General features: G+C 30.3%; 21 protein-coding genes and 1 other RNA gene. 7 read left to right on the top strand and 15 right to left on the bottom strand.

Annotated elements, in window-relative coordinates:
• Positions 1-131 precede the first annotated feature (131 nt).
• Positions 132-356, bottom strand: coding sequence for a hypothetical protein (locus CN692_RS21195; RefSeq protein ID WP_098121102.1), 225 nt, complete (start codon positions 354-356; stop codon positions 132-134).
• A 303-nt stretch (positions 357-659) separates the two neighbouring features.
• Between CN692_RS21195 and cspD the strand changes: the two genes are divergently transcribed.
• Together cspD and CN692_RS21185 are read left to right on the top strand one after the other, a co-directional pair.
• Positions 660-857, top strand: coding sequence for a cold-shock protein CspD (cspD, locus tag CN692_RS21190; protein WP_098121101.1), 198 nt, complete (start codon positions 660-662; stop codon positions 855-857).
• A gap of 167 nt (positions 858-1,024) precedes the next feature.
• Positions 1,025-1,273, top strand: coding sequence for a DUF2564 family protein (locus CN692_RS21185; RefSeq protein ID WP_098121100.1), 249 nt, complete (start codon positions 1,025-1,027; stop codon positions 1,271-1,273).
• 892 nt (positions 1,274-2,165) lie between these two features.
• Here CN692_RS21185 and CN692_RS21180 read toward each other — a convergent pair.
• The gene (locus CN692_RS21180; RefSeq protein WP_098121099.1) at positions 2,166-2,354 is read right to left on the bottom strand and encodes a zinc-finger domain-containing protein; all 189 of its coding nucleotides are present in this window, start codon (positions 2,352-2,354) and stop codon (positions 2,166-2,168) included.
• A gap of 14 nt (positions 2,355-2,368) precedes the next feature.
• A complete protein-coding gene (locus CN692_RS21175) occupies positions 2,369-3,025 on the bottom strand; it encodes a reverse transcriptase-like protein (RefSeq protein ID WP_098121098.1) in 657 nt (218 codons plus the stop codon).
• 164 nt (positions 3,026-3,189) lie between these two features.
• On the opposite strand from CN692_RS21175, the gene CN692_RS21170 reads away from it, so the two are divergent.
• Complete coding sequence (locus tag CN692_RS21170; RefSeq protein ID WP_098121097.1) at positions 3,190-3,570, top strand: reverse transcriptase-like protein; 381 nt, start codon at positions 3,190-3,192, stop codon at positions 3,568-3,570.
• Between the two features lie 15 nt (positions 3,571-3,585).
• The gene (locus CN692_RS21165) at positions 3,586-4,521 is read left to right on the top strand and encodes a DMT family transporter (protein ID WP_098121096.1); all 936 of its coding nucleotides are present in this window, start codon (positions 3,586-3,588) and stop codon (positions 4,519-4,521) included.
• 6 nt (positions 4,522-4,527) lie between these two features.
• Here the strand turns inward: CN692_RS21165 and ssrS are convergent.
• From ssrS to CN692_RS21135, 6 genes are all read right to left on the bottom strand, one after another.
• Positions 4,528-4,709: non-coding RNA, 6S RNA (ssrS, locus tag CN692_RS21160), on the bottom strand.
• A 46-nt stretch (positions 4,710-4,755) separates the two neighbouring features.
• Complete coding sequence (locus CN692_RS21155) at positions 4,756-5,592, bottom strand: sulfurtransferase (RefSeq protein WP_098121095.1); 837 nt, start codon at positions 5,590-5,592, stop codon at positions 4,756-4,758.
• Positions 5,593-5,613: 21 nt separating this feature from the next.
• Positions 5,614-9,210, bottom strand: a complete 3,597-nt coding sequence (locus CN692_RS21150; RefSeq protein ID WP_098121094.1) for a dynamin family protein — start codon at positions 9,208-9,210, stop codon at positions 5,614-5,616.
• Between the two features lie 415 nt (positions 9,211-9,625).
• Positions 9,626-10,129, bottom strand: coding sequence for an isoprenylcysteine carboxyl methyltransferase family protein (locus CN692_RS21145; protein WP_257144089.1), 504 nt, complete (start codon positions 10,127-10,129; stop codon positions 9,626-9,628).
• Positions 10,129-11,220, bottom strand: coding sequence for a type III polyketide synthase (locus tag CN692_RS21140; RefSeq protein ID WP_098121092.1), 1,092 nt, complete (start codon positions 11,218-11,220; stop codon positions 10,129-10,131). The genes CN692_RS21145 and CN692_RS21140 overlap by 1 nt, the downstream gene beginning before the upstream one ends.
• A gap of 330 nt (positions 11,221-11,550) precedes the next feature.
• On the bottom strand, positions 11,551-13,089 hold the full coding sequence (locus CN692_RS21135; RefSeq protein ID WP_373604968.1) for a carboxypeptidase M32: 1,539 nt from the start codon (positions 13,087-13,089) through the stop codon (positions 11,551-11,553).
• Positions 13,090-13,309: 220 nt separating this feature from the next.
• Here CN692_RS21135 and CN692_RS21130 point away from each other — a divergent pair, with 220 nt between their 5' ends.
• Together CN692_RS21130 and CN692_RS21125 are read left to right on the top strand one after the other, a co-directional pair.
• Entirely contained in the window at positions 13,310-13,621 is a 312-nt protein-coding gene (locus CN692_RS21130) for an ArsR/SmtB family transcription factor (RefSeq protein ID WP_098121120.1), read from the top strand.
• A gap of 153 nt (positions 13,622-13,774) precedes the next feature.
• Positions 13,775-14,293, top strand: a complete 519-nt coding sequence (locus CN692_RS21125) for an SRPBCC family protein (protein WP_098121090.1) — start codon at positions 13,775-13,777, stop codon at positions 14,291-14,293.
• Between the two features lie 58 nt (positions 14,294-14,351).
• On the opposite strand, the gene CN692_RS21120 is transcribed toward CN692_RS21125, so the two are convergent.
• From CN692_RS21120 to CN692_RS21110, 3 genes are all read right to left on the bottom strand, one after another.
• Entirely contained in the window at positions 14,352-14,813 is a 462-nt protein-coding gene (locus tag CN692_RS21120; protein ID WP_098121089.1) for an RDD family protein, read from the bottom strand.
• Between the two features lie 654 nt (positions 14,814-15,467).
• Complete coding sequence (locus CN692_RS21115; protein WP_098121088.1) at positions 15,468-15,671, bottom strand: aspartyl-phosphate phosphatase Spo0E family protein; 204 nt, start codon at positions 15,669-15,671, stop codon at positions 15,468-15,470.
• A 364-nt stretch (positions 15,672-16,035) separates the two neighbouring features.
• Positions 16,036-17,556: a carboxypeptidase M32 gene (locus CN692_RS21110; protein WP_373604967.1), complete on the bottom strand. Its 1,521-nt coding sequence runs from the start codon at positions 17,554-17,556 to the stop codon at positions 16,036-16,038.
• A gap of 141 nt (positions 17,557-17,697) precedes the next feature.
• On the opposite strand from CN692_RS21110, the gene CN692_RS21105 reads away from it, so the two are divergent.
• Positions 17,698-18,318, top strand: a complete 621-nt coding sequence (locus CN692_RS21105) for an NAD(P)-dependent oxidoreductase (protein WP_098121086.1) — start codon at positions 17,698-17,700, stop codon at positions 18,316-18,318.
• 178 nt (positions 18,319-18,496) lie between these two features.
• Here the strand turns inward: CN692_RS21105 and CN692_RS21100 are convergent, their stop codons facing one another.
• From CN692_RS21100 to CN692_RS21085, 3 genes are all read right to left on the bottom strand, one after another.
• Positions 18,497-19,060: a GNAT family N-acetyltransferase gene (locus tag CN692_RS21100; RefSeq protein WP_098121085.1), complete on the bottom strand. Its 564-nt coding sequence runs from the start codon at positions 19,058-19,060 to the stop codon at positions 18,497-18,499.
• A gap of 463 nt (positions 19,061-19,523) precedes the next feature.
• Positions 19,524-20,033, bottom strand: a complete 510-nt coding sequence (locus tag CN692_RS21090; RefSeq protein ID WP_098121083.1) for a hypothetical protein — start codon at positions 20,031-20,033, stop codon at positions 19,524-19,526.
• A gap of 570 nt (positions 20,034-20,603) precedes the next feature.
• Positions 20,604-21,434, bottom strand: a complete 831-nt coding sequence (locus CN692_RS21085) for a hypothetical protein (protein WP_098121082.1) — start codon at positions 21,432-21,434, stop codon at positions 20,604-20,606.
• Between the last annotated feature and the right edge of the window lie 325 nt (positions 21,435-21,759).

The following is a 21,759-nucleotide window of genomic DNA, read 5'->3' as shown; positions in this document are numbered from 1 at the left end:
CGCAAATTAGATTGATCAACTTTACACTTGAAGAAACTGTCCATTCTAGATTCAATAAGCAAGTTAAAAAGAGGGTCCCATATGTCAGTTCAATATGAGACAGCCCCTTTTACCGTTTCTTCATTTAGCTACTACTCACACGCGGGGTTACGAGGAATTTGTATAAACTCTACTTCTTCTAAAATTCTAATTCGCTTCGTTACAATTACAACATAATTTGCTGTCCATATATATTGAGGAAAGTTATTTTCATCGACCATCATAGCCTGAAATGTATCATTCATCATTTCTTCAAATTTTTCTTCTGTTATTAAATCATGTTCAATTTGAAATTCAATCCATTCGCAATGTATCATTTCCATCTCTCCATCTCTTTATAAAGTGAAAACATGTTTTTAGCTTTAAAATTATTTTGTACTGCTTACTACAGTTGAAGTATAGCATGAGTTTTTATGTTTGTGATTTATTTCACAAATTTATTTTAAGCTTTTTTTTATTTATGAATTATTTATGTCAATTGATTGTATATTTCGTGATTAAGCGCTTACTTGACTTATAAACCTAATAGTTGTATATTAATTTCAACATTTATTAATTAAGTATTAATAAGTGGAAATTTTTTCGCGCTTTATGTGCAATGTTTTAGGAGGAAAAGAAATATGCAAGGAAAAGTAAAATGGTTCAACAATGAAAAAGGTTTCGGATTCATCGAAGTTGAAGGCGGAGAAGACGTATTCGTACATTTCTCAGCTATTCAAACTGAAGGATTCAAATCATTAGAAGAAGGTGCAGAAGTTTCTTTTGACATTGTTGAAGGTAACCGTGGACCTCAAGCTGCTAACGTAGTAAAGATATAAATAATACTTGACTACATAGAGGACTGATTTATTCAGTCCTTTTTATTTTACCCTTTTTTATTTTCTTACTATGAAAAAATTTCAAAAAAAACTTAATAAAAAAACACCTCTTCTTCATTTTTCCTATTTATTTGGGAATACTACGAAGTGAAATAAGGAGGGTGAATATGTCAAACTTTAATAATTTTGAAGATGTAGAAATGAAAGTTAAAGCAGCGCAAAAGCTTGTAGGTTATGCAACAATGAGCATGGACGAGCAACAATTAACTGATGCAACAACTGCAATCACTCAAGCAAGAGAACAGCTTGAAAAAATGAAAGGCCTTGCTACTGATTTAGATGAAGAGTTTTTAGTGAAACAAGAAGAAGATTTAACGCAAGTCGAGCAACAATTACGAGAAGCTCAAATATTTTAGTACATTCTTTAGGCTGTCGGAACAATCGACGGCCTTTTTATTTTTTCTACTTCTATAAATTCTACTTAAATAAGTACTTCGTCGATATATTTCTCAAAGTAAAGTAAAGTAGATTAGAATTTTGATGTAGACTTTTATTGTTTGACTAAGTTGATTGGAACGGAAGGTTGATCGACTCCTATGGGAATAGTGGGAAGGCTAAAGACCCCACAGGCGCGCCGAGGAGGCTCAGGTCTCGCCCCATGGAAAGCGATCAAACTGTAGTGGAAATCAACATCATAATGCTTCTTTTACATTGAAAAAATTGCTGATTAATTGACAAGTTATTTCTCAACAATAAAAAAAGTACTTAATTAGTACCTTCATCGTGTTGAAATAATGAATAGACAAAAATGAAAAAAGAATTGTAATTACTAATGATTGAATTCACGTGATCGTAAATTACTGTGAATATGCTCATTACTTACTCAGGTAAGGCTCATGAGTAAGCAGAAATATGAAAAATAGTTACTCATATAGGAGTCATGAGTAAATGAATCTTTTTCAGAATATAAATTATTTAGATGTTAATTGTTTGAAGAAGAAAATCAATTATTAGTATATAAGTAGACGATTTTTATATTTCTCTAAGTAAGTATGATTAATAAGGTTTTTTATTACATATTTTTTTAAAAGTAGTTGATTGGAATGGAGGGGTTCTCGACTCCTATGGGAGATGCGGGAAGGCTAAAGACCCCACAGGCAAAGCCGAGGAGGCTCAGGTCTCGCCCCATGGAAAGCGATCAAACTGTAGTGGAAATCAACCTCACAGGGCTTCCTTTACGGAAATTTGGTAAATAATTGACAAGTTATTTCTCAACAAAAAAAAGGTACATAATTAGTACCTCTTTCATTATTCAGCAGTCTGATGTAATTGCTTACCAATCGTTTTGATTTTTTCTCCAATCGTACATTTGTTTATACAAAATGATTGAGCGAATTTCTGACTATGGTCTTTTCTAAAATGCTTATAAACAAAACAACCATCGCAATAAGTTTTTAATAATGTATCTATTTCTTCTAAAATTTCTTTGCGTTCCATCTGTGCTCACCTCTTCATGTAACTTCAATCGTACTCATTATCTTATTCCCTTTAAGTGCTTGCGTTGCTAGACTATGAGCTTCTTTATTATCATTTCGTTTAATTAGATCTAATTGTAAGGTTATTTTTAAGTTTTTACATTTTGTTTCAATTCGATTAATAAATCTTTCATGTTGCTCTTCAAAGCATGGCCAGTCTCCACTTATTTGATTTAAAACTACTTGAGAATCACCTTTTATGATAATTGTTTGTCCGGTAATATTCATTTCTTCTAATAGTAAGATTGCATTTTCTAATGCTGCAAATTCTGCCTCATTATTTGTTAAAAGTCCATCTAATTTTTCATTAAATCGTTTTCGATATTCTTTACCGTTTTGACTAAAGTATATACACACACCTATTCCAGAACGATTTGTAGACTGATCAAATCCACCATCAAAAAATACAGTTATATTGTGCGGTTCTTCTTCAAGTTCTTTTAAATATTTTATTACTTGTTTTTTTGTCCAACTAGAATCAAATTGATCTAGAAAAATAATTTCTTTTGTCCGACCCGTACTTTCAAAGTCTTCCGCTAAAAGTAAAGCTTCCTTTATCTCTAGCCAATCTGTATCAAGTGTAATTTGGTATTTCTTTTTAGTTTGATACTTCCATATTATTTTTAGCTTCATACGTCACACCTTTTCCATTTTTATTTATAAAAGGTTGTCAACTTCTAACTTATAGTTTATAAAATAATTCAATATTTTAATAATCATATTTCATTTCATAATTTAAGTTTTAATTTTTTAGAATATATACTAAAATGAACATATATAAGTGTTGGAGGTTTACTATGATTGAAGTTTATACTGACGGAGCTTCCAAAGGAAATCCTGGTCCATCTGGTGCAGGTATTTTCATAAAAGGAATTAAAGAACCTGTTTTTTTAAGTATTCCATTAGATTCTATGTCTAATCATGAAGCCGAATTTCACGCATTATTAATTGCACTAGATTATTGTATTAAAAATAATTATTCTATTGTTTCTTTCCGAACAGATTCAAAAATCGTTGAAGAAAGTATTGATAAGAAATATTCTAAAAATGATTTGTTTATTCCTTTATTAGAGAAATCACTAAATTTAATAAATCAACTTGATCTTTTCTTTATTAAATGGATTCCCTCAAGCGCCAATAAGGTTGCAGATGAACTTGCTCGAAAAGCCATTAAATAAAAAGGACTGGACGATATGAAAAATAAATTATTTGCTTTTTCTTCTCTACTCATTGTGTCCTTCATCTGGGGTTCTTCGCTATTCATTGTTAAGGAAACACTTAATTTTGTCCAACCTTTTACCTTCAATGCATTACGCTTTATTGTTGCAGCAATCGTATTATTTACCGTTCAAACTTTTTTAAATCGAAAAAATAAAATAAGATTTCGTGGTAAAGCCGGTTTTATTACTCCTGGAATCATAATAGGCTTATTTTTATTTCTAGGTTTTGTATTCCAAACTTTTGGATTACATTATACATCAATATCAAAATCGGGTTTTATTATTGGAATCAGTGTAGCAATTGTTCCTTTATTATTATTTTTTAAGTATAAGAAAAAACCTACTTTGCGAGAAAATTTATGTGCTATTATTGCAATTATCGGTTTATTTTTATTAACGCTTTCTACAAATTCCAAATTTAATTCTGGCGATATTATTTCCTTTTTTAGTGCGATTGCATTTGCGTTACACATAATCTATTCAACTAAATATTCTCCAAGTTATAGTTCACTGCAACTTGCAACTGTACAAATTACTTTTGTAGGCTTAGCCTCTTGGACGTGTGCTTTAATTTTCGAAGACTGGCAAGTTATATACAATCAAGAATTATGGACAAATAAATATTTTATACTTTCGATCTTGTTTACGGCAATTTTTTGTACCGCTGCAGCTTATATTATTCAAATGTTTGCTCAACGCACAATAAGTGCAACGGAAGTTGGGATTATACTTGCAACTGAACCTGTTTTTGCAGCGATTACTGGTTATTATTTTGGTGGAGAAAGACTTCAGAAAATCGGATTAATCGGTTGTAGCTTAATTTTAATTTCTACGATTGTTACTCAAATCAGAAAGAAGAAAAATAAAAAACAAACATATAAAGAAGAAAAAACCATTCACAAGATGTGAATGGTTTTTTTTCCCGCCAATGCCGTTATTCCTTTTATGCCTAAGTAAACCGAACTCCAAGGTGGATGTCCTCACAAGTAACTTTCATCCTCCTATAAATAGGCACGATGTTGTTACTTAAATATCGGTCTTCCTGTATTAAATCATTGGTTTAAGACATAAACTGACAACGCACACAGCAGGTTTTTGTTAATTTGTATTCTCATTCTATACCAACTATAACTATTTTGCAACTTATAAATTTTTCTTTTCTACAATATTTTCTTCGTATGATATCCAGTCACTAAAACTTCCAGGATAAAGCTTGACATTTGAATAGCCTGCTTCAATTAATCCTAAATAATTTACACAACCAGTTACACCCGAACCACAATAAACCACTGTTTCATTATGAGCTTTGAATGGTTTAAAGAGATTTAGTAATTCTTCCGTTGTTCTAAATTCTCCTGATTCATTTAAAACATCTTTCCAAAAAGAATTTTTTGCTCCAGGTATATGACCTGCTACTCTGTCAATTGGTTCGAATTCGCCATTGTATCGAATAGACTCCCTAGAATCAATTAAATTAAATTCTTCATTTTTGCTATTTCGTTTAACTTCTTCCATCGAACTAATCATGTCTTCTTGATTTTTAACCTTGAATTTTTTAGGTAAAACTTCCACAGTTTCAGTTGTGACTTCAAAATCATTTTCTACCCATTTTTTATATCCACCGTTTAATACAAAAGTAAAATTATGCCCAACTAAGTTACATAAAAACCAGCATCTAGCAGCATTATCTAGTGTTCCATCGTCATAACAAATAACAATTGAATCCTGATCTATGCCAAGCTCCCCTAATAAATGACCAAAATCATTTAAATCTGGAAACGGATGTCTGCCTCCATGTTTTTGTACTGAACTCGATAGATCTTTATTTAAATCAACATAACGTGAAAGCGGTATATGACCTTTCTGATACTCATTATAACCGTACCCAGGATCTGACAATTGAAAACGACAATCTAAGAAAACAACATTTTTGTTTAAACGTAGTTTATTTGCAATGTTTACATCAATTATATTTTTCAATTTTAATTGTCCACCTTCATATTAAATTAGTTTTTTAAATAAGTTTAATACTTGATCCTCTACTACTACTTCATTTAAATTTTCAGTAGCTTTAATTGTTTGTTGAACATCATTTTCGATTTGAGTACTACAGTTTTGTAATACCAAATTTAATGAGTCAACATATTGAGTGTGATAATGTTCAGCAAATAAACTATTCATATTTGATAAATACTCTTTTAATGGCGTTCTCAGTTCATTTATACAATCATCAATCATATTTTCTTTCAAATTATCAACAAAAAAGCTTTTTGGATTTTTAAAATGCGATTTTAAATTTTCAAATTGATCAACATTAATAAATTGATCCGGATTTTTTATCGAAACAGGCGAAATCTCGTTCACATCACTTTTTTGAACGATAAATTCAGTTTGAATTGAATGTATTTCATCAATTACTCGTTCCTGTGACAATAGAATTTCATTAATTAAAAACTTCTCTAACCTATATCCTGTTACCCTTAATTCCTTTAATATCTCTTCTAGAACCTCATATATAAATTCTCGAATTTTCGTAACAAATAATTGTTTAATATTTTTTGTTGTACTATTGAAAATACTCGGGTTAAAGAAATAAGGAAATAAATCTCTCATTCTTAATTCGATTCGCTTTTCGATAAAGAAAATTAATTGTTCATTTTCTTTCATAAATGCTCTCGGTAAATTGGCTGGTTTAGCATTTTGTATCGTTTCTTTAACTTTTATTTGAATTTGCTCAAGCTCGCTAAAGAATTGATCTTTTTCACGTTTAATTCGTTCAAAACGATTAATTGTATCATGTAAGATTTTTTCGATTGTAAATAGGTCATTGATAAAAGTTTTAAATACCTCATTAGCAATTTCGAATTGGAAGAAATTTTGAATTTTCGTATTTAATTTCTTATAATTATTTTGAATTTCTAAATTTAGATCTGAATCATTATAGCCCTTCATCTCAAGCATACTTGAAATAGCAAAAACTGATGGGAACCGTACGCCAAGTTTCGTTAATTGGTTAATAAAGAAATTTTGTACGATTTCGATTTCATTTTGATCCTTTGCTAAATCCGATGCATTTAAAACAAAGTAAACCTTGTCACTATCAAAGCTTTCTCTCATTCTTCCGATTTGCATTAAGAAAGACTCATCTTGACGTGTAAAAGCGTGCTGATAATGTGCAACATATAAAATTAAATCAGCTTTTTTCAAATAATCGAACGCTAGCTCAGTATGTCTTGAATGGATACTATTCCCACCCGGTGTATCAACTAAAACAATACCACTTAATGTTATCTCACAATCAAAATAGACAGTGCTTTCTTTTACAAAGCATGCTCGATTTTCTTCACTAATTACGCTTACATACTCATCTAAGTCATAGCGTGTTATTGTTCCGAGCAGACTTCTCATTTCTTCATAATTTTGACATACGCTTTCAGCATAAACGAAAGCATCCGTAGGGATTTTATCCTTTTGTTTCTTAATTAAATTTTGAAGCGTACTAAACCATTCTTTCTCGTTTACATCCACGCCCCATTTTTTGAAGAAATCTAAGAACTCTTCTTTTAATGATTCCTCTGATTTATAACTTACATCAGCTTTTTTATTCCCGGAATCAACCGTTGATCGTTTTATCTTACAAATTGCTGCTGTAGTTGGGTGTGGTGAAACTGGAAGTACACGATCACCTAATAATGTATTAATATAGGATGTTTTTCCAGAACTAAATGCTCCAAATAATGCAATTGTGTATTCATTAGATTTAATCTGTTCTCTTTTTTCTTTTAAAAGTGTGATTTTACTATTAACAAACTTGTTTGAAGATAATTCATTTAATAGAATGTCAGCAATTTCATACTTTGCTTTAATTTCTTCATTTGAGTATTTATTTGTGTTATTTTTTTCAATTTCTGTAATAAGTTCTTTCTTTATTTCTGGTGCTTGAACCGTTAATATTTTATGAGTAATTAATTCACTTACGGAAATTAACGTAGGTTTTATTTCTGGCAATTCATGATTTAATTCTTGAATATTATTTAAAATCGCCTTAATTTCTGAAACCATATGTGAAATTTTATGATTATTGAATTCTAATTCATTAAACCCATCAATTTTAGATTGGAGTTCGTTCTTTTGATTCGTTAATTTAACCAATGCTGTTTCATTTTGTAGCTTTAATTCTTTTGAAAGACTGTAAATAAATTCTGAAATACTTTTACGGTAAACCCCTTTAATTCCTTCACTTACTTCCTTCGTATACTGTAATAAATAGTTTCCACTTATATTAATTAAGTGTGATGGCTTCGGACAAATTACCTCTTCACTCAAATTCGGTTCAAGAATTTTATCAAAGTCACTGCTATCAATTTTATTATTTTCGATTTGTTTCACAGTACGAACTGCAGCTTCTTTTACGAAGTACTCAATCTGTTTATTCGTTAATTCTTTTACTTTACTAATAAATTGAGTTTTTGATTCAAGTAAATTATTTTCAAGTTTTTTCCTTGATTGGAAAAGTCCTTTATTTTGCAATGCTTTTTCAGATTCTAAATAATTTGAAGCTAATTCTCTCATTTCAAAAGGTGTAATATTTGAATTATTCAGTACTTGTTGAGTAGACTGCAAACAATTTTCCTCAAATGAAGAAACTGACTTTTCGATAGTTTCGATTTCATTATTCAAGTCAGTATATTCCGCTTTAATTTCGTCAGCATTTTGATCGATATCAATGTAATCGTTCTCAAGTTGTAGTAATTGTTCATTCATGATTGTTAAAAAGCTTGCGTAATCATTTTCAATTTGAACTACATCTTGATTGTTGTATAAATCATTTAAATAATTAATAAATTGATTATATTCATTATTTTTTACCGTTTTATCTCTTGTAGATAAATAAAAAACTTGTAGATTATTTAATCCTTGTTTTTTCATGTTTCCGATTACACCATGTTTAAACTGATCAAACGTTAATTCCGTTTCATCATGCTTATCAATGCATGTAATGACTAAACAAACTTTAGTATTTTTTTCAACTAAACTATTAATAAAATCAATATTTGTTTTCGAATGAACATGCTGATAGTCCATCAAATAGAAAATACTGTCCGCAAGATGGATCACTGAGTTTGTCGCCTCTAAATGATCCATGTCAGTTGAATCAATTCCTGGCGTATCGATTAAGACAGATCCACTTGGAATTTTAAAAATTTCTTGTGCCCATTCGAGTTCAATAATCGAACCACTATCTGAAGCTAATTTTTTTAATTCATCTACTTGAATATCCTCTTGAATCTGATACATTTCACCGTCTTTAAGAGTGATTAACATCTTACTTTCGCCGCTTTTTAATTTTACGACGTTAGCACTTGTTGGAATTGGGCTTGTAGGTAGTTTATCTACTTGTAAAAGATCATTTAATAATGATGACTTACCAGCAGAAAAATGCCCACAAAATACGTAATAACTTTCCTTATTTTGTATTTTGTATGCTAATTTTTTTAATTGAAATAATTCCTTGGAATTTCCTTGTTCAGAAAGTAAATTGATTCCTGAAGAAACCTTATTCAGTAATTCCCCTCTGTTGATCTTAGTATTTTGCAACGTGATTTCCCCATTTCATTTCAAACTCAAATATTTTCCCTAGCATTATTTTATCCCCATATATATTAATTTGGAAGAAGAATGTATAGGCAAATGAATAGAAAATTAATAAAACTTGTTACCTGACGAGTATTTTATGTAAAGAAGAGCCAAAAATGTACTTATTATTCCTTAATTAGGTGACTATGTTCTAATTATTCTTCCTTACTTCAAATTTAATTGATAAAAGTACAAAAAAAAACTAGGCAACATCACCTAGTTTTGAACTTGTTTAAGTACATATTTAGTTAATAAAAAGTATAAAAGTATTGTAGCCGACACAAATCCAAGAACCATTTGACGCACAACCTTTCGAAGTTGATAATGATTTTCATTCTACATTAATCATAATCAGTTATTTTCCATTTGTCAATAACTATTCGATGGATTGTAAAAGCGCTTTATTTTCTTCTCGGATTCTTACTTTTAATAGCATTAAATTACAAATAGAAAAGATTACGGTTGTAATATATGCATGAAACATAATTGGAATTACCAATAATTCAATCGTAACAATGATGTAATTCGGATGTTTTATATATTTATAAAGTCCATCTTTTACTAATTTTTCATTAGGTAGAATAATGATTTTTGTATTCCATCTTTCTCCTAATGTCGAAATAACCCATACTCTCGCTAACTGTAAAATGATAAATAAAATTAAAAGGAAAGTAAAAAACTCAATTTCTACATACTGAACAAAGTAATTTTCAATTAAAATCGATAAAAAAAACATACTATGTAAAATAATAAAATATTTATAATGCGCTTGGCCAAATTCAATAGCACCACGTTGTTTTAGTTTTTTTTCATTATTTTTTGCTATACCAAGTTCAACTACTCTTTGGATAATAATAAACAAAAAAATAATCTTTAACATTAGCATTCTACCCACTTTAACAGAGAAAGCTCAGAACTAAAGCCCGGTCCTAGGGCACAAAGAAGGCCTAATTCATCCACTTTTCCTTTTTTCATAAATTCGCATAACACAAATAAAACTGTACAGGACGACATATTACCAAATGACTTTAAAATCTGTAATGAAGTTGCTAATTTCTCTTCGCAAATATCAAGTGATTCTACGTATGCATCTAACACTTTTTTCCCACCTGGATGAGCGATAAAATGAGTAATATCTTCAATGGTCAGCTCATTTTCAAATAAGAAATTAGAAACAACTGGCTGTAACCAATTCTTAACAATGGAAGGTATATCTCTTGAGAAAATTACAAATAGTCCATCGTTGCGAATATCCCATCCCATTACATCTAAAGAATTCGGCATTAGATTCGAATTTGTTTGTACGATTGTCGGTAAAGCTTTATGTATTGTTCTATTTTTTAACTCACTTTCATCACCGACAACAAGTACAGCCGCTGCTCCATCCGCAAACAATGAAGTTCCAATTATATTACTTTTTGATAGATCTTCTTTTTGGAAGGTCAAACTACACAATTCAACAGCAACTAGTAAAATATTTGACTTAGGATGTGCCCTGCAATAATCAAAGGCTCTAGAAATTCCGCTAGCTCCACCAGCGCAACCCAAACCCCAGATCGGTATTCTTTTAATTGAGTTATTAAAAGGTAGGATGTTGGCAATATGGGCATCAATAGTCGGGGTCGAAATACCAGTAGATGATACGAAAATTATTCCTTGAATTTCTTCATATTTAATTTCCGAAGATAGAAATTCATTGCTTGTTACACAATTTTTTATAGCTTCTATTGATAATTCAATCGAAATTTCAGTATAAGCTTGATTTTTTTGTTCGAAGCTATGTTCCTCGCTATACCAAGAGAGCTCTTTTGATATGTAGCGGTTTTGAATTTCCCCATTTTGAAATACAGATAATAACCGATCAATAGATGGGTACTTTTTCATAAAAAGTTCTCTAATAAAAGGCACGACATTTTCTTGATTAATTTTATTTTTAGGCACTGACTTTCCAACTGATAAAATTAAAGGCATAATTTCCCACTCCTTATAGAGATTAACTTTTGTATAAAAATGGAAAATTATTCTTCAAATTGGATAGAAGATCTGAAAACAATTGTTTTAGCTCAATTGTGGTTTAATCAATTACGAATTAAAAACTATGAGACAACAATAGAAAATCAATAAAGTCCATAAAAAAAAGACAATTCACTATCTGCTCATTGTTCATGAACAAATAATTAGAATTGCCTAAGCGTTTCAAAGGAGTTTTCTCTCTAGTTGTGCAGTTTTAGTATATCTCATTTTATATGATTGTACATTTGCAATTATTTCCATTAAAACGATTTGTTTATATGGCTCTATTTAGATCGATTTATTTACTTCTTCTAACTCATAAAGGCTTGAGTATTTTGTTTCTAAGTAATCAATATAATAATTTACATTCAATTCTTCTCCTGTAACATCCTTCAATATTTCTTGCGGTTTCTTAGTTGCACCATATTGATGAATATTCACTCTTAACCAATCAAGTACTGTTTGAAAATCATTCGTTTCAATTAATTCATTATAATTCGGTAATTCCTTTTCCATTGTAGCTTTAATTTGAGCAGCATACATAGCTCCTAAAGCATATGTTGGGAAATATCCGAAAAGCCCCATCGACCAATGAACGTCTTGTAGTACGCCTTCTCGATCAGTTGCTGGTACAATTCCGAGATACTCTTCCATTTTCTGATTCCAAATAGAAGGAAGCTCATTGACTTGAATTTTACCATCTAAAAGATCCTTTTCAATTTCATAACGAATCATAACATGTAATGGATAAGTTAATTCATCTGCTTCAATTCGAATAAAAGAAGGTTTACTATTATTAACTACTTTATAAAATTCATCTAACGAAATATTATCTAATACACCGTTTAATTGCTCTTTTAAATTTGTAAAATTACACTTCCAGAATTCATAGCTTTGTCCAATGACTTTTTCATATAAAAGTGATTGTGACTCATGGATACCTAATGAAGCACCTTGCGCAATTGGTAAACACTCTAAGTCTTTCGAAATGTTTTGTTCGTAAAGTGCATGACCACATTCATGAATCGTACTAAAAAGAGCTTTTTCGAAATTGTTTTCATGATATTTTGTCGTTACTCGAACATCTCCTAAGTTAAGGGAAGTTGCGAACGGATGTGCAGTAGGATCTAGTCTGCCAGCATCGAAATTATAACCAAGAGTAGTTAAAAATAGTTCACAAATTTCTTTTTGTTTTTGTTTAGAAACAAAAGATTTCATTTCTTCTTTTTCAAAGTTTTTCCCACTCGTTGATATAGCTTTAACAAGCGGTACTATTTTGTTTCTTACTGCCGAAAATACTTCGTCCAGTTTTTGAACAGTCATACCTGGTTCATATTCATCTAAATATGTATCGTATTTACAATCTGTATATCCTAAATATTCTACGAATTTACGTTTATACCCAATTATTTCAGTTAAATATGGTTCGAATTTAGCAAAATTGTTTTCTTCCTTCGCTTCTGCCCATACGCTTTCCGAAATTGCTTGGCATTTAACAAATGCTTCAAACTCTTCAACAGGTATTTTCGTATTTCGATCATACTGCTTCCTTAAATAATTTACCGTTTTCTCAAGCTCTACTGAACATTTCCCTGCGCTAACCGCTTCTTCCATTGTTATTAAATAATGGGCCATCTCATCTGAAATACTCATTTTAAACACATCGGCTGATAATTGACTAATTACATTTGAGCGCTGCTTAACAGCATTTTTAGGTGCTCCTGTCCGAAGATCCCAGTACAATACACCAATTGCTTCTTCAATATTCAGCATTTTCTTTACATACTCTAAAAATGAAGCCTCATACTCTTTCAAGCTCATCAATATACCCACCTTTTAAAATCAAATTTTTCAGTCAGATAAATAGTACCATATAAATTTAACAGATTTAGAAGAATTTTCTCATTTTTCAAATAATATTTATCGACAAAACGAATACTATTACCTCTCTTTGCACATACTACGCCAGTCTTTGTTCAAACTATATAAAATTTTACATTTTGAATATTCCTTGACAGGAATATTCCTCATGAGGTATATTCAATTTATGAATTCGACTTTAATTGCTCTCTCTGAGCCGAACCGATTACAGATTGTCGAACTCTTACGTGACGGTCCACTATCAGTTGGTGAAATCGCTGAAAGTCTCGGACTTAAACAACCACAAGTTTCAAAACATCTACGCGTTCTTAGTGAAGCTGGGCTTGTCGAAGTTCAACCAATCGCCAATAAAAGAATTTACAAACTAAGACCCCAGCCCCTAAAAGAAATGGATTTGTGGATAAAGTCATTCCGACACGTCTGGGAACAGAGATTCGATCAATTGGACGATTACTTAAAAAAATTACAAGGTAAATAAACATAGCTTATTCACAGTACTTAATTTGATTAGTTTAAATTTCGAAAGGAGTAAATTTGAAGTTTTTTATTCATCTGGTAAACAGACATTAAGTCGTCTAGCAGATTATTTATTAAAAAAATAAACATACAAAATGAATTGGAGGAATTGAAAATGAGTGAAAATACATTTAAAGTTGATGAGCAAGGACTAGTTTTAACAAGGGTTGTTGATGCCCCTCGTGAATTAGTATTTAAAGTTTGGTCAGAAGCTGAGCATCTTAAAAATTGGTGGGGTCCTAAAGGATTTACAATGGATGTAACAACATTAGAATTTAAAACTGGTGGTAAATTCCACTATAAAATGCAATCACCTGATGGATTCGAAATGTGGGGATTATTTGTTTTCGGAGAAATTATTGAACCTGAAAAAATCGTTTTTGTTAATTCATTCTCTGATCCAGAAGCCAATATGGTTCGTGCTCCATTCTTTGAAGTGTGGCCATTGGAAATTCAAAACACTTTAACTTTAGAAGAAACTGACGGTAAAACGACTATTACATTAAAAGGATTCCCAATCAATGCAACTGATGAAGAAGTTGCAGCATTTATTGCAAATAAAGAATCTATGCAACAAGGCTTTACTGGTACATTTGACCAATTAGATGAGTATTTAGCTAAAACATCTTTATAAGATCATTATAAAAAATACCCTTTTGAGTCCGAAATAAACTCAAAAGGGTATTTTATTACTAATAATAAACGACTTTTGTTTTAGCAATTAAATCATGTAACGTTTTTTGATCTTTTCGAAAGATAAAAAGTAGATCTACTAAATACATAATGCCAAGTACTTGTAATAATATTGGTAGGTTTAATTGACAACCAAAAGCAAATATTGTGCGCAAAGACATTGTTTTTAAATCAACTAAGTCTTCCGTAGCTTTAACAACCATAATGCTTAATAATCTTTTTCCAATTGTTTGCCCACTCCATATATAAGTAGGAACTAGTACATAAAATAAGAAAATACATAAAAGTAACCAGATTGAATAGAGAAATAGCTGCTTACTACTGTACAAATATAAATGTAAAATGTCTTTACTTTCTATGCCAATTACCAATAACCCCAGTTTAGAAAATAAAAGATAGAATATCCCATCGATCCACGCTGCAAACAATCTTCTTGTACGGCTTGCCAGTTCGAAATCCATCTAGATGAACCTCATTCCACAATTTTGTTAAAATGGATATTTTAAGATTTATACTATTATACTTGGACATTTTATTTTTGATTAATGATTTTTAACTATTTAATCAATTAATTATTTAGAAATGTGCAGTTAACTATTCAATAGAAGAATAAGGATTATTGTTATCTTTTAGGTTCTGATATAAGACAGACTATTTAACTACGATCAATTATTAAATGTTGTTACTCTTTCTAATAAAATAAATTCCACGGGCTTTTTAATTTGTCACAAAACTTTACAATTTTGCATGATATATCCATTTAAAATTTTGTTACGATTAAGGTGTAAAATAAAAAATAATTTTATTCAATGAAAAAGAAGGTAATATTTTTGTATACTGTTCAATCAGTAGAAAAGGAAATTTTCAAGTCGAGAATCGTTAAAATAAGCATCTTGTTACTCTTAATCATTTTGCATTATACCATTTATGAAATTCCTTCTAAATCACTAACTACATTGGTTTTAACAATCGTATTAATTGAAGCGATTAATAATAATTTTTATCAAAGAATTTTGAGAATTATAAAAAAAATATCTTAGATGCTTGAATGCGTTCGAGTCCGTAAAAAAGAAAGACCACAAACAAATGTTTGTGGTCTCTTTATTTACATTTTTTCATATAAGATTCACGTTTACTTTAGATTGTTTACCTGCAATCGTTTTCAATAAATTCTGAAGTTCTCTTAAATCTGTGTCCAACTGATGACGAATCTTAATAACTTCATGGTGATTGTCATTATTTTGATTTCGAGCTTCTTGCAACTTGATTCGTTTTTCTTCGATGTTTCGTTCTAAAGATCTTGCTGTCCTAAAAAACATTCAAATTACCCCCTTTTCAAAAGTTTGAACACGCTTTCATTTATTATTAATATACAATGAAAAAGTAATGATTCGAACATTAAAAAGTGTCTATTCTTTGAACTTATTAAGTATTCGTTTACTTTTTCGATTATATTTTTTAATCTTGTTCTAATTATTAGATAGAATCTTTATATTTCCATTAAGATGAACGCGCTTTCATTTTTATCAAGTATACTATACATTACTATCTTTTTAATAGCCCAAAAGTGTCTATTCTTTGAACTTATTAATATTTTGTTTTAATTATACACTTTTTTATTGATTTATACATTTATAGGTAAAGTTAAGGGAGGTTTAAATAACCTCCCTAGTTCAACCTATATCATGCCAATTTGTACAATTCTGAGTACTTTTCTTCAAGGTATTCAATAAAATATTTCACATTTAAATCTTCACCTGTAACATCGACTAAAATTTCCTTTGGTTCTTTTAGTTTTCCAAATTGATGAATATTGCGAGTTAGCCAATTTACAATTTGGTGAATTTCTCCACTTTTTAAAATATGATCAAAATCAGTTAATTCCTGTTTCATTTTACGTTTAAACTGAGCTGCATACATTGCCCCTAATGCATATGAAGGGAAATAACCAAAATCTCCTCCTGCCCAATGTACATCTTGAAGAACTCCTTCTCGGTCGTTAGCTGGAGTAATTCCTAAATATTCTTCCATTTTCTCGTTCCAAACTTTTGGTAAATCTTTTACTTGTAAATCGCCATCAAATAGCTCTTTTTCAATTTCATACCTAACCATTATATGTAATGGGTATGTACATTCATCCGCTTCAATACGAATTAATGAAGGTTCGCTATGGTTTATTGCTTTATAAAAATCCTCAACGGACAAATTTTTAAAATAATCGCCAGTTTTTGCGATTAAATTTTCATATTGAGTTTCCCAAAACTCTTTACTTCTCCCAATCATATTCTCAAAAAATAATGATTGCGACTCATGGATTCCCATAGATGCCCCTTCACATAATGGAGTACCAATTAAATTTGAAGATAAGTTTTGCTCATATAATGCATGTCCACATTCGTGAATCGTTCCAAAAAGAGCACTCATAAAGTTATCTTCTATATATTTCGTTGTTACACGCACATCACCAGGATTTAGTGTAATCTGAAAAGGATGCACTGTTTCATCTAATCGGCCGGAATCAAAATTATAACCTAATTTAACGAGTACATCTTCACTTACCTCTTTTTGAATATCAATTGAAATTGGCTGTGATAATTCTTCGCGCTGTAATCTAACAGAGGATTTTGAAATTTTCGCTACTAAAGGTACAAGACTTTCTCTTACTTCTCCAAAAACTTCGTCCAGCTTCTGTGTTGTCATTCCTGGTTCGTAGAGATTCAATAATGTATCATATTTCTTATCTTTGTAGCCCCAATATTCAATAAACTGTTTTTTCATTGCTACAATCTTTTCTAAAAATGGCTGGAATTTGTTGAAATCGCCTTCATTTTTAGCGTCTTCCCAAGCATTTTCGCTTAATGAACATAGCTTTACGTATTCTGCATATTCCTTTTTAGGAATTTTGCAATTTAAATCGTAATTTTTTCTACATTCTTTTACTGATTTCTCGATGATTTCACTTAAATTTCCAGTACCAATTTCTTTTTCTAATAAATTTAAATAGTTTTCCATTGTACTTGAAGTTGTCATTTCAAAAACTTCTTCTGAAAGTTGGCTAATAACATTTGATCTTTGCTCTGCACCATTTTTTGGAGCTCCAGTTCTTAAGTCCCAATACATCACATTTATTGCTTCATTATAATTTTCGATCTTCTTTAAATACTCAATAAAGTCTTCTTGAACTTTTTTAATTTCCATTTTTATCCCTCATTTCTATAATTTAGCTGTTAGTTTCATTCTATCATATCTTCTATTTTCATTTTGTTAAAAACTTAGTCAAATTCAGAAGATTATATTAAAGACAGAAATTAGTTTAATATTGTACAATACAACCAAGGTGATGCTATGAGAATATTATTATTAGGCGCAACAGGAAGAGTTGGTTCGTTTTTAGTTGATCTATTATTAGAAGCCAATTTTGAAGTAACCGCTTTAGTTAGAGATGAAAAAAAAATAAAAGTAAAACATGATTCTCTTACTATAATTAAAGGAAATACATTAAATCATACTGATTTGAGTTTAGCTTTGGAACATGTAGATGGGGTAATTTCAGCTCTAAATACTGAGGGTGAAAATATTTTATCTAATACTATGAAACAGTTAATTCCACTTTTGGAAATGAAAAAAATTAAACGATTTGTGTCAATAGGAACTGCAGGTATTTTGCAATCTAGAGTGGAACCGACGCTCCTACGTTATTTAAGCTCAGAATCAAAAAGGAAATCAACGACTGCAGCAAAAGATCATGAACATGCTTTTTTGTTGTTAAATCAAAGTCAGTTAAATTGGACGATTGTTTGCCCGACTTACTTACCAGATGGACCAATAACGAAAAAATTTCGTATAGAAAAAGAAGTTTTGCCTATTGATGGCCAAAGCATTTCAACTGGTGATACAGCTTTTTTTGCCTTTAAAGAATTTTTCGATTGTAAATATAGTAAAAGTAGAGTTGGGATTGCCTATTAAAAAGACTTTTGGCTGTCAAATAAGTCGGCAGCCTTTTTAATATTTCTAGTTATGTAAGACATAGTTCTAGTAAATTTGAACTTCATTAATTTCTATTCAAGAGTGCACCATTTTTCATTTAATTAATGATGATTTTTGAACTAAAAAAAGATTGTCTAACTAGACAATCTTTAGGAGTCTAATTTATCTTTGCAAAGATACAAGTATCAGTTAGTTTTTTACCGTCAGCTGAAAGATCCTCATTACGTAATATCCCTTCAAGTTCAAAACCTAGTTTTTCAGGGATCGAACGACTTTTAGTGTTATTAGAATCACATCGTATTTCAATCCTTCTAAATTTAAATTGCTGAAAACCAAGATTTATTAACTCTCTGACTGTTTCTATCATATATCCATTGCCACTAAATGGCGTGCTAATCCAGTATCCAATTTCACATTTAGAAATCTCCCAATTAATTCTGTGTAGGCTAGCAGTTCCAATAAAATCATTAGTATCCTTATTATAGATAAGATAGCGAAAGCTTTCTCTTTTCAAAAAATCTATATGGGCATTTCTCAGTATTATTTCTGTTTCTTCAACAGTAGGAATTGACTGGAATAAAGACAACCATTGCTTTAACTCACTAATCGAATCCTTAATAGCTTGGTTTACTACATCCCCTGCGCCAGCTTGAAGTGGAGCTCGAAGAATTAGTCTATCTGTTTCTATTTGAAACGGAACATCTAATAAAATAGAATTCATTTCATTTCCCCTCTCGAAAACTTTAAATTATGACCTAATGAAACTTAAACAATAAAAAACAAACCAAAGAGGCCTTCTAATTTTTCAATTTTTGCATGCCATAGTTACATATGAGCTTCAGGTTAGTTTGTTAGTTTTTCTCCAAATTAATGAAAAAGTTAAGATTAGTAAGCCCACTGAAAAACCTATTATTTGGTCTAATAAAAGTTCTCCAGTTTTAAAATAATGAATAACGAAAGTACCTCCAAACATAACGATTAACGTAAGTGCGAACTTAATTAAGTAATTGTTTATTTTCAAAATGTTTATCTCCATTTACACTTAAATCTTCAAATTATCCTTCTTAAAGAATACCATATTTACCCATTTTTACTACAAGTTTTATAAAATTCTTATTTTACTAAACTGCAATTTTGTTCAATAATAAAGACCGACAAAGCGTCGATCACGTTTTAGAAGCAAGTTACTCGTATATTGAATTAGCTATTTCAACTAAGTCAATAATTGTGTAATTTTGATCAATATCTGTTAATTTGACTAGCATTATTTCATGATAAAGTCCATCTTTTTTCCATCGAATTATCTTTGAACCATCCTTATCATCTCTTACTATTATCACCTTAGTTCCATCTTTTAACTTTGTCGTTAATTGTTGTCCTTCACCTGAGAACTCGATGTTTTTTTGATGATATGTCGTGACTTCTACAATAACTCCTTTTCCGTCCCTATAATTAATTGAAGTTAGATTAATCGTATCATTTCCAATATTTTTTTGAACATCCAATGAAACATTCTTTACATTGATTGGTAACCTCTTTGGTACAGCGATTTCATTTTGAATATTCTCAGGTAACATTTCTACCTCTTTTTTTATCGTTTTAGGGTAGTCTTCTTTTAGCTTATCAAGCGCACTATTCCCATTTGTACAGGCAGTTAATAAAAGAATTGAGATTGCTAAAATGATTTTTTTCACTTTGTCCAACCTCCTCTTTTACAATATTTCTTCAAATTATATTCAAATTCCTATATTTTTTGTCTACATTTCTATTTTTCTTATGCATCCATACTATCATTTAGCCCAATAAAAAAAATCGACTATTAAGTCGATTTTCTTGTTTAGTTACCTATTACGTTAGTTTTCTTAATGCTATAACTCATAATTTGTTTGTAACTAGAAATCTGATTGAAGTTTCTTTTTATATATTATAACTACCAGTTCCACCATCTGTCACTACGACCACGGGAATTATCACGTCTGTCATCGTCACAACGATCTACTGCACGACAAAATTCCTCTTTATCAACCGTGATTTTCGCATTAAATGTAAAATCCTATTATTACTTTTGTTTCTTTCATTGTTTCTATCGTTATTTCTATTATTTCTTTCATTGTTACAGTTGCAAAATTCATCTCAACAACTTATGTTTGGACAAGTAAAAAGAAATGTTCTGCCTTCTCCACATGATTTTCGGGTAATCCTTGTTCAAAACGACCATTTAGTGCAATAAAAAAGACTACACAAGGTAGTCTTTTCTTGTTAAACTAAAGCATTGCATTAGTTAAAAAGAATAAATTTATATCTAATGCATATCCCCCATCTTTAACTCTCCATTTTCCATTACTACTATCTCTTACTAGCGTCCAACTAAAATTATCCATCGTTTTATTTGCATCCCAACCCCCTACAGCTGTAGGGGCGGTTTTAATGGTAGAAAAGACAACAATGGCATTTTTATCTTCCATATAAGACTCAATTGTATCTGCATCTATTGCTTGAAACTCTGAATAGTGTAGTTCTGTAATTGTGCATCCTTCATTATTTTTATCTTTCTTGAAATCTTTCTTGACGGTATCAAACGCAGTGATAATGTCTTCCTTCGTTAACTTTTTAGATCGTCCTATGCTTACTTTTACATTATTAGCATCAGTATAATTATCTTCAGCCTGTGCAACTCTCCATTTTCCCTTTTCACTATTTCTTATTAAGGTCCAAGTATATCTAGTCTGAGTTGAATTTGGCTTCCAACTTCCATCACCACCAGAAGAATCGACTTTAAAGTTTGAAAGCAAAACAATTACATTTTTATCTCCTACAACCGTTTCATCACCACCGCCAAAATTCATATAATCTTTGGCAATCGCAAGAGAATCTTTTTCTGAATACTTTAGCTCTGTCAGTGAGCACCCTTTATAACCCTTGAACTTTTCCTTTACAGTACTTACTGCTGCTTTTATTTCGTCCTTACTGAAATGACTTGATTGTCCTATTTTTACCTTTACTGTTTCAGCATCAGTTTTGTGCTTATAGAATAGGATTGAAGATACAACAACTATAAATATAAAAAGAGAAAAAAATTGTTTATTGGTTTTCATACTATGTACTCCTATTTTTATTTTTCAAATTAAATTTCCAGTTACTCCCACAAAAAATAATTATATAGTATAGAAAGATATTTGTAATTTGGGATAATTTAGCCTTTTAGACTTTAAATATAATTTAAAATTTTGCAAACCGAAAAATCTTATCCCTTAGCTAATTTGAAAATGGTTTATTTTATGGTGTATCATTCTGCTTTTCCCAATATTTTAGACATTCTGACTTAAATAACCTCTTTTCTACATCCCATCCAACGATAAATTTAACTATTTCTTTTCCTTACCTTACCTAATGTTGCTCTATTCCTTCCATTCAATTGGT

This window comes from Bacillus sp. AFS002410, assembly GCF_002556365.1.
Classification (GTDB): Bacteria; Bacillota; Bacilli; order Bacillales; family Bacillaceae_G; genus Gottfriedia.
This window is presented reverse-complemented; position numbering and strand designations above follow the sequence as displayed.

Excerpts from the sequence above, each read along its gene's own strand:
- CN692_RS21195 (WP_098121102.1), bottom strand. The coding sequence starts at position 356 with ATGATACATTGCGAATGGATTGAATTTCAAATTGAACATGATTTAATA.
- cspD (WP_098121101.1), top strand. The coding sequence starts at position 660 with ATGCAAGGAAAAGTAAAATGGTTCAACAATGAAAAAGGTTTCGGATTC.
- CN692_RS21185 (WP_098121100.1), top strand. The coding sequence starts at position 1,025 with ATGTCAAACTTTAATAATTTTGAAGATGTAGAAATGAAAGTTAAAGCA.
- CN692_RS21180 (WP_098121099.1), bottom strand. The coding sequence starts at position 2,354 with ATGGAACGCAAAGAAATTTTAGAAGAAATAGATACATTATTAAAAACT.
- CN692_RS21175 (WP_098121098.1), bottom strand. The coding sequence starts at position 3,025 with ATGAAGCTAAAAATAATATGGAAGTATCAAACTAAAAAGAAATACCAA.
- CN692_RS21170 (WP_098121097.1), top strand. The coding sequence starts at position 3,190 with ATGATTGAAGTTTATACTGACGGAGCTTCCAAAGGAAATCCTGGTCCA.
- CN692_RS21165 (WP_098121096.1), top strand. The coding sequence starts at position 3,586 with ATGAAAAATAAATTATTTGCTTTTTCTTCTCTACTCATTGTGTCCTTC.
- CN692_RS21145 (WP_257144089.1), bottom strand. The coding sequence starts at position 10,129 with ATGTTAAAGATTATTTTTTTGTTTATTATTATCCAAAGAGTAGTTGAA.
- CN692_RS21140 (WP_098121092.1), bottom strand. The coding sequence starts at position 11,220 with ATGCCTTTAATTTTATCAGTTGGAAAGTCAGTGCCTAAAAATAAAATT.
- CN692_RS21130 (WP_098121120.1), top strand. The coding sequence starts at position 13,310 with ATGAATTCGACTTTAATTGCTCTCTCTGAGCCGAACCGATTACAGATT.
- CN692_RS21125 (WP_098121090.1), top strand. The coding sequence starts at position 13,775 with ATGAGTGAAAATACATTTAAAGTTGATGAGCAAGGACTAGTTTTAACA.
- CN692_RS21120 (WP_098121089.1), bottom strand. The coding sequence starts at position 14,813 with ATGGATTTCGAACTGGCAAGCCGTACAAGAAGATTGTTTGCAGCGTGG.
- CN692_RS21115 (WP_098121088.1), bottom strand. The coding sequence starts at position 15,671 with ATGTTTTTTAGGACAGCAAGATCTTTAGAACGAAACATCGAAGAAAAA.
- CN692_RS21105 (WP_098121086.1), top strand. The coding sequence starts at position 17,698 with ATGAGAATATTATTATTAGGCGCAACAGGAAGAGTTGGTTCGTTTTTA.
- CN692_RS21100 (WP_098121085.1), bottom strand. The coding sequence starts at position 19,060 with ATGAATTCTATTTTATTAGATGTTCCGTTTCAAATAGAAACAGATAGA.
- CN692_RS21085 (WP_098121082.1), bottom strand. The coding sequence starts at position 21,434 with ATGAAAACCAATAAACAATTTTTTTCTCTTTTTATATTTATAGTTGTT.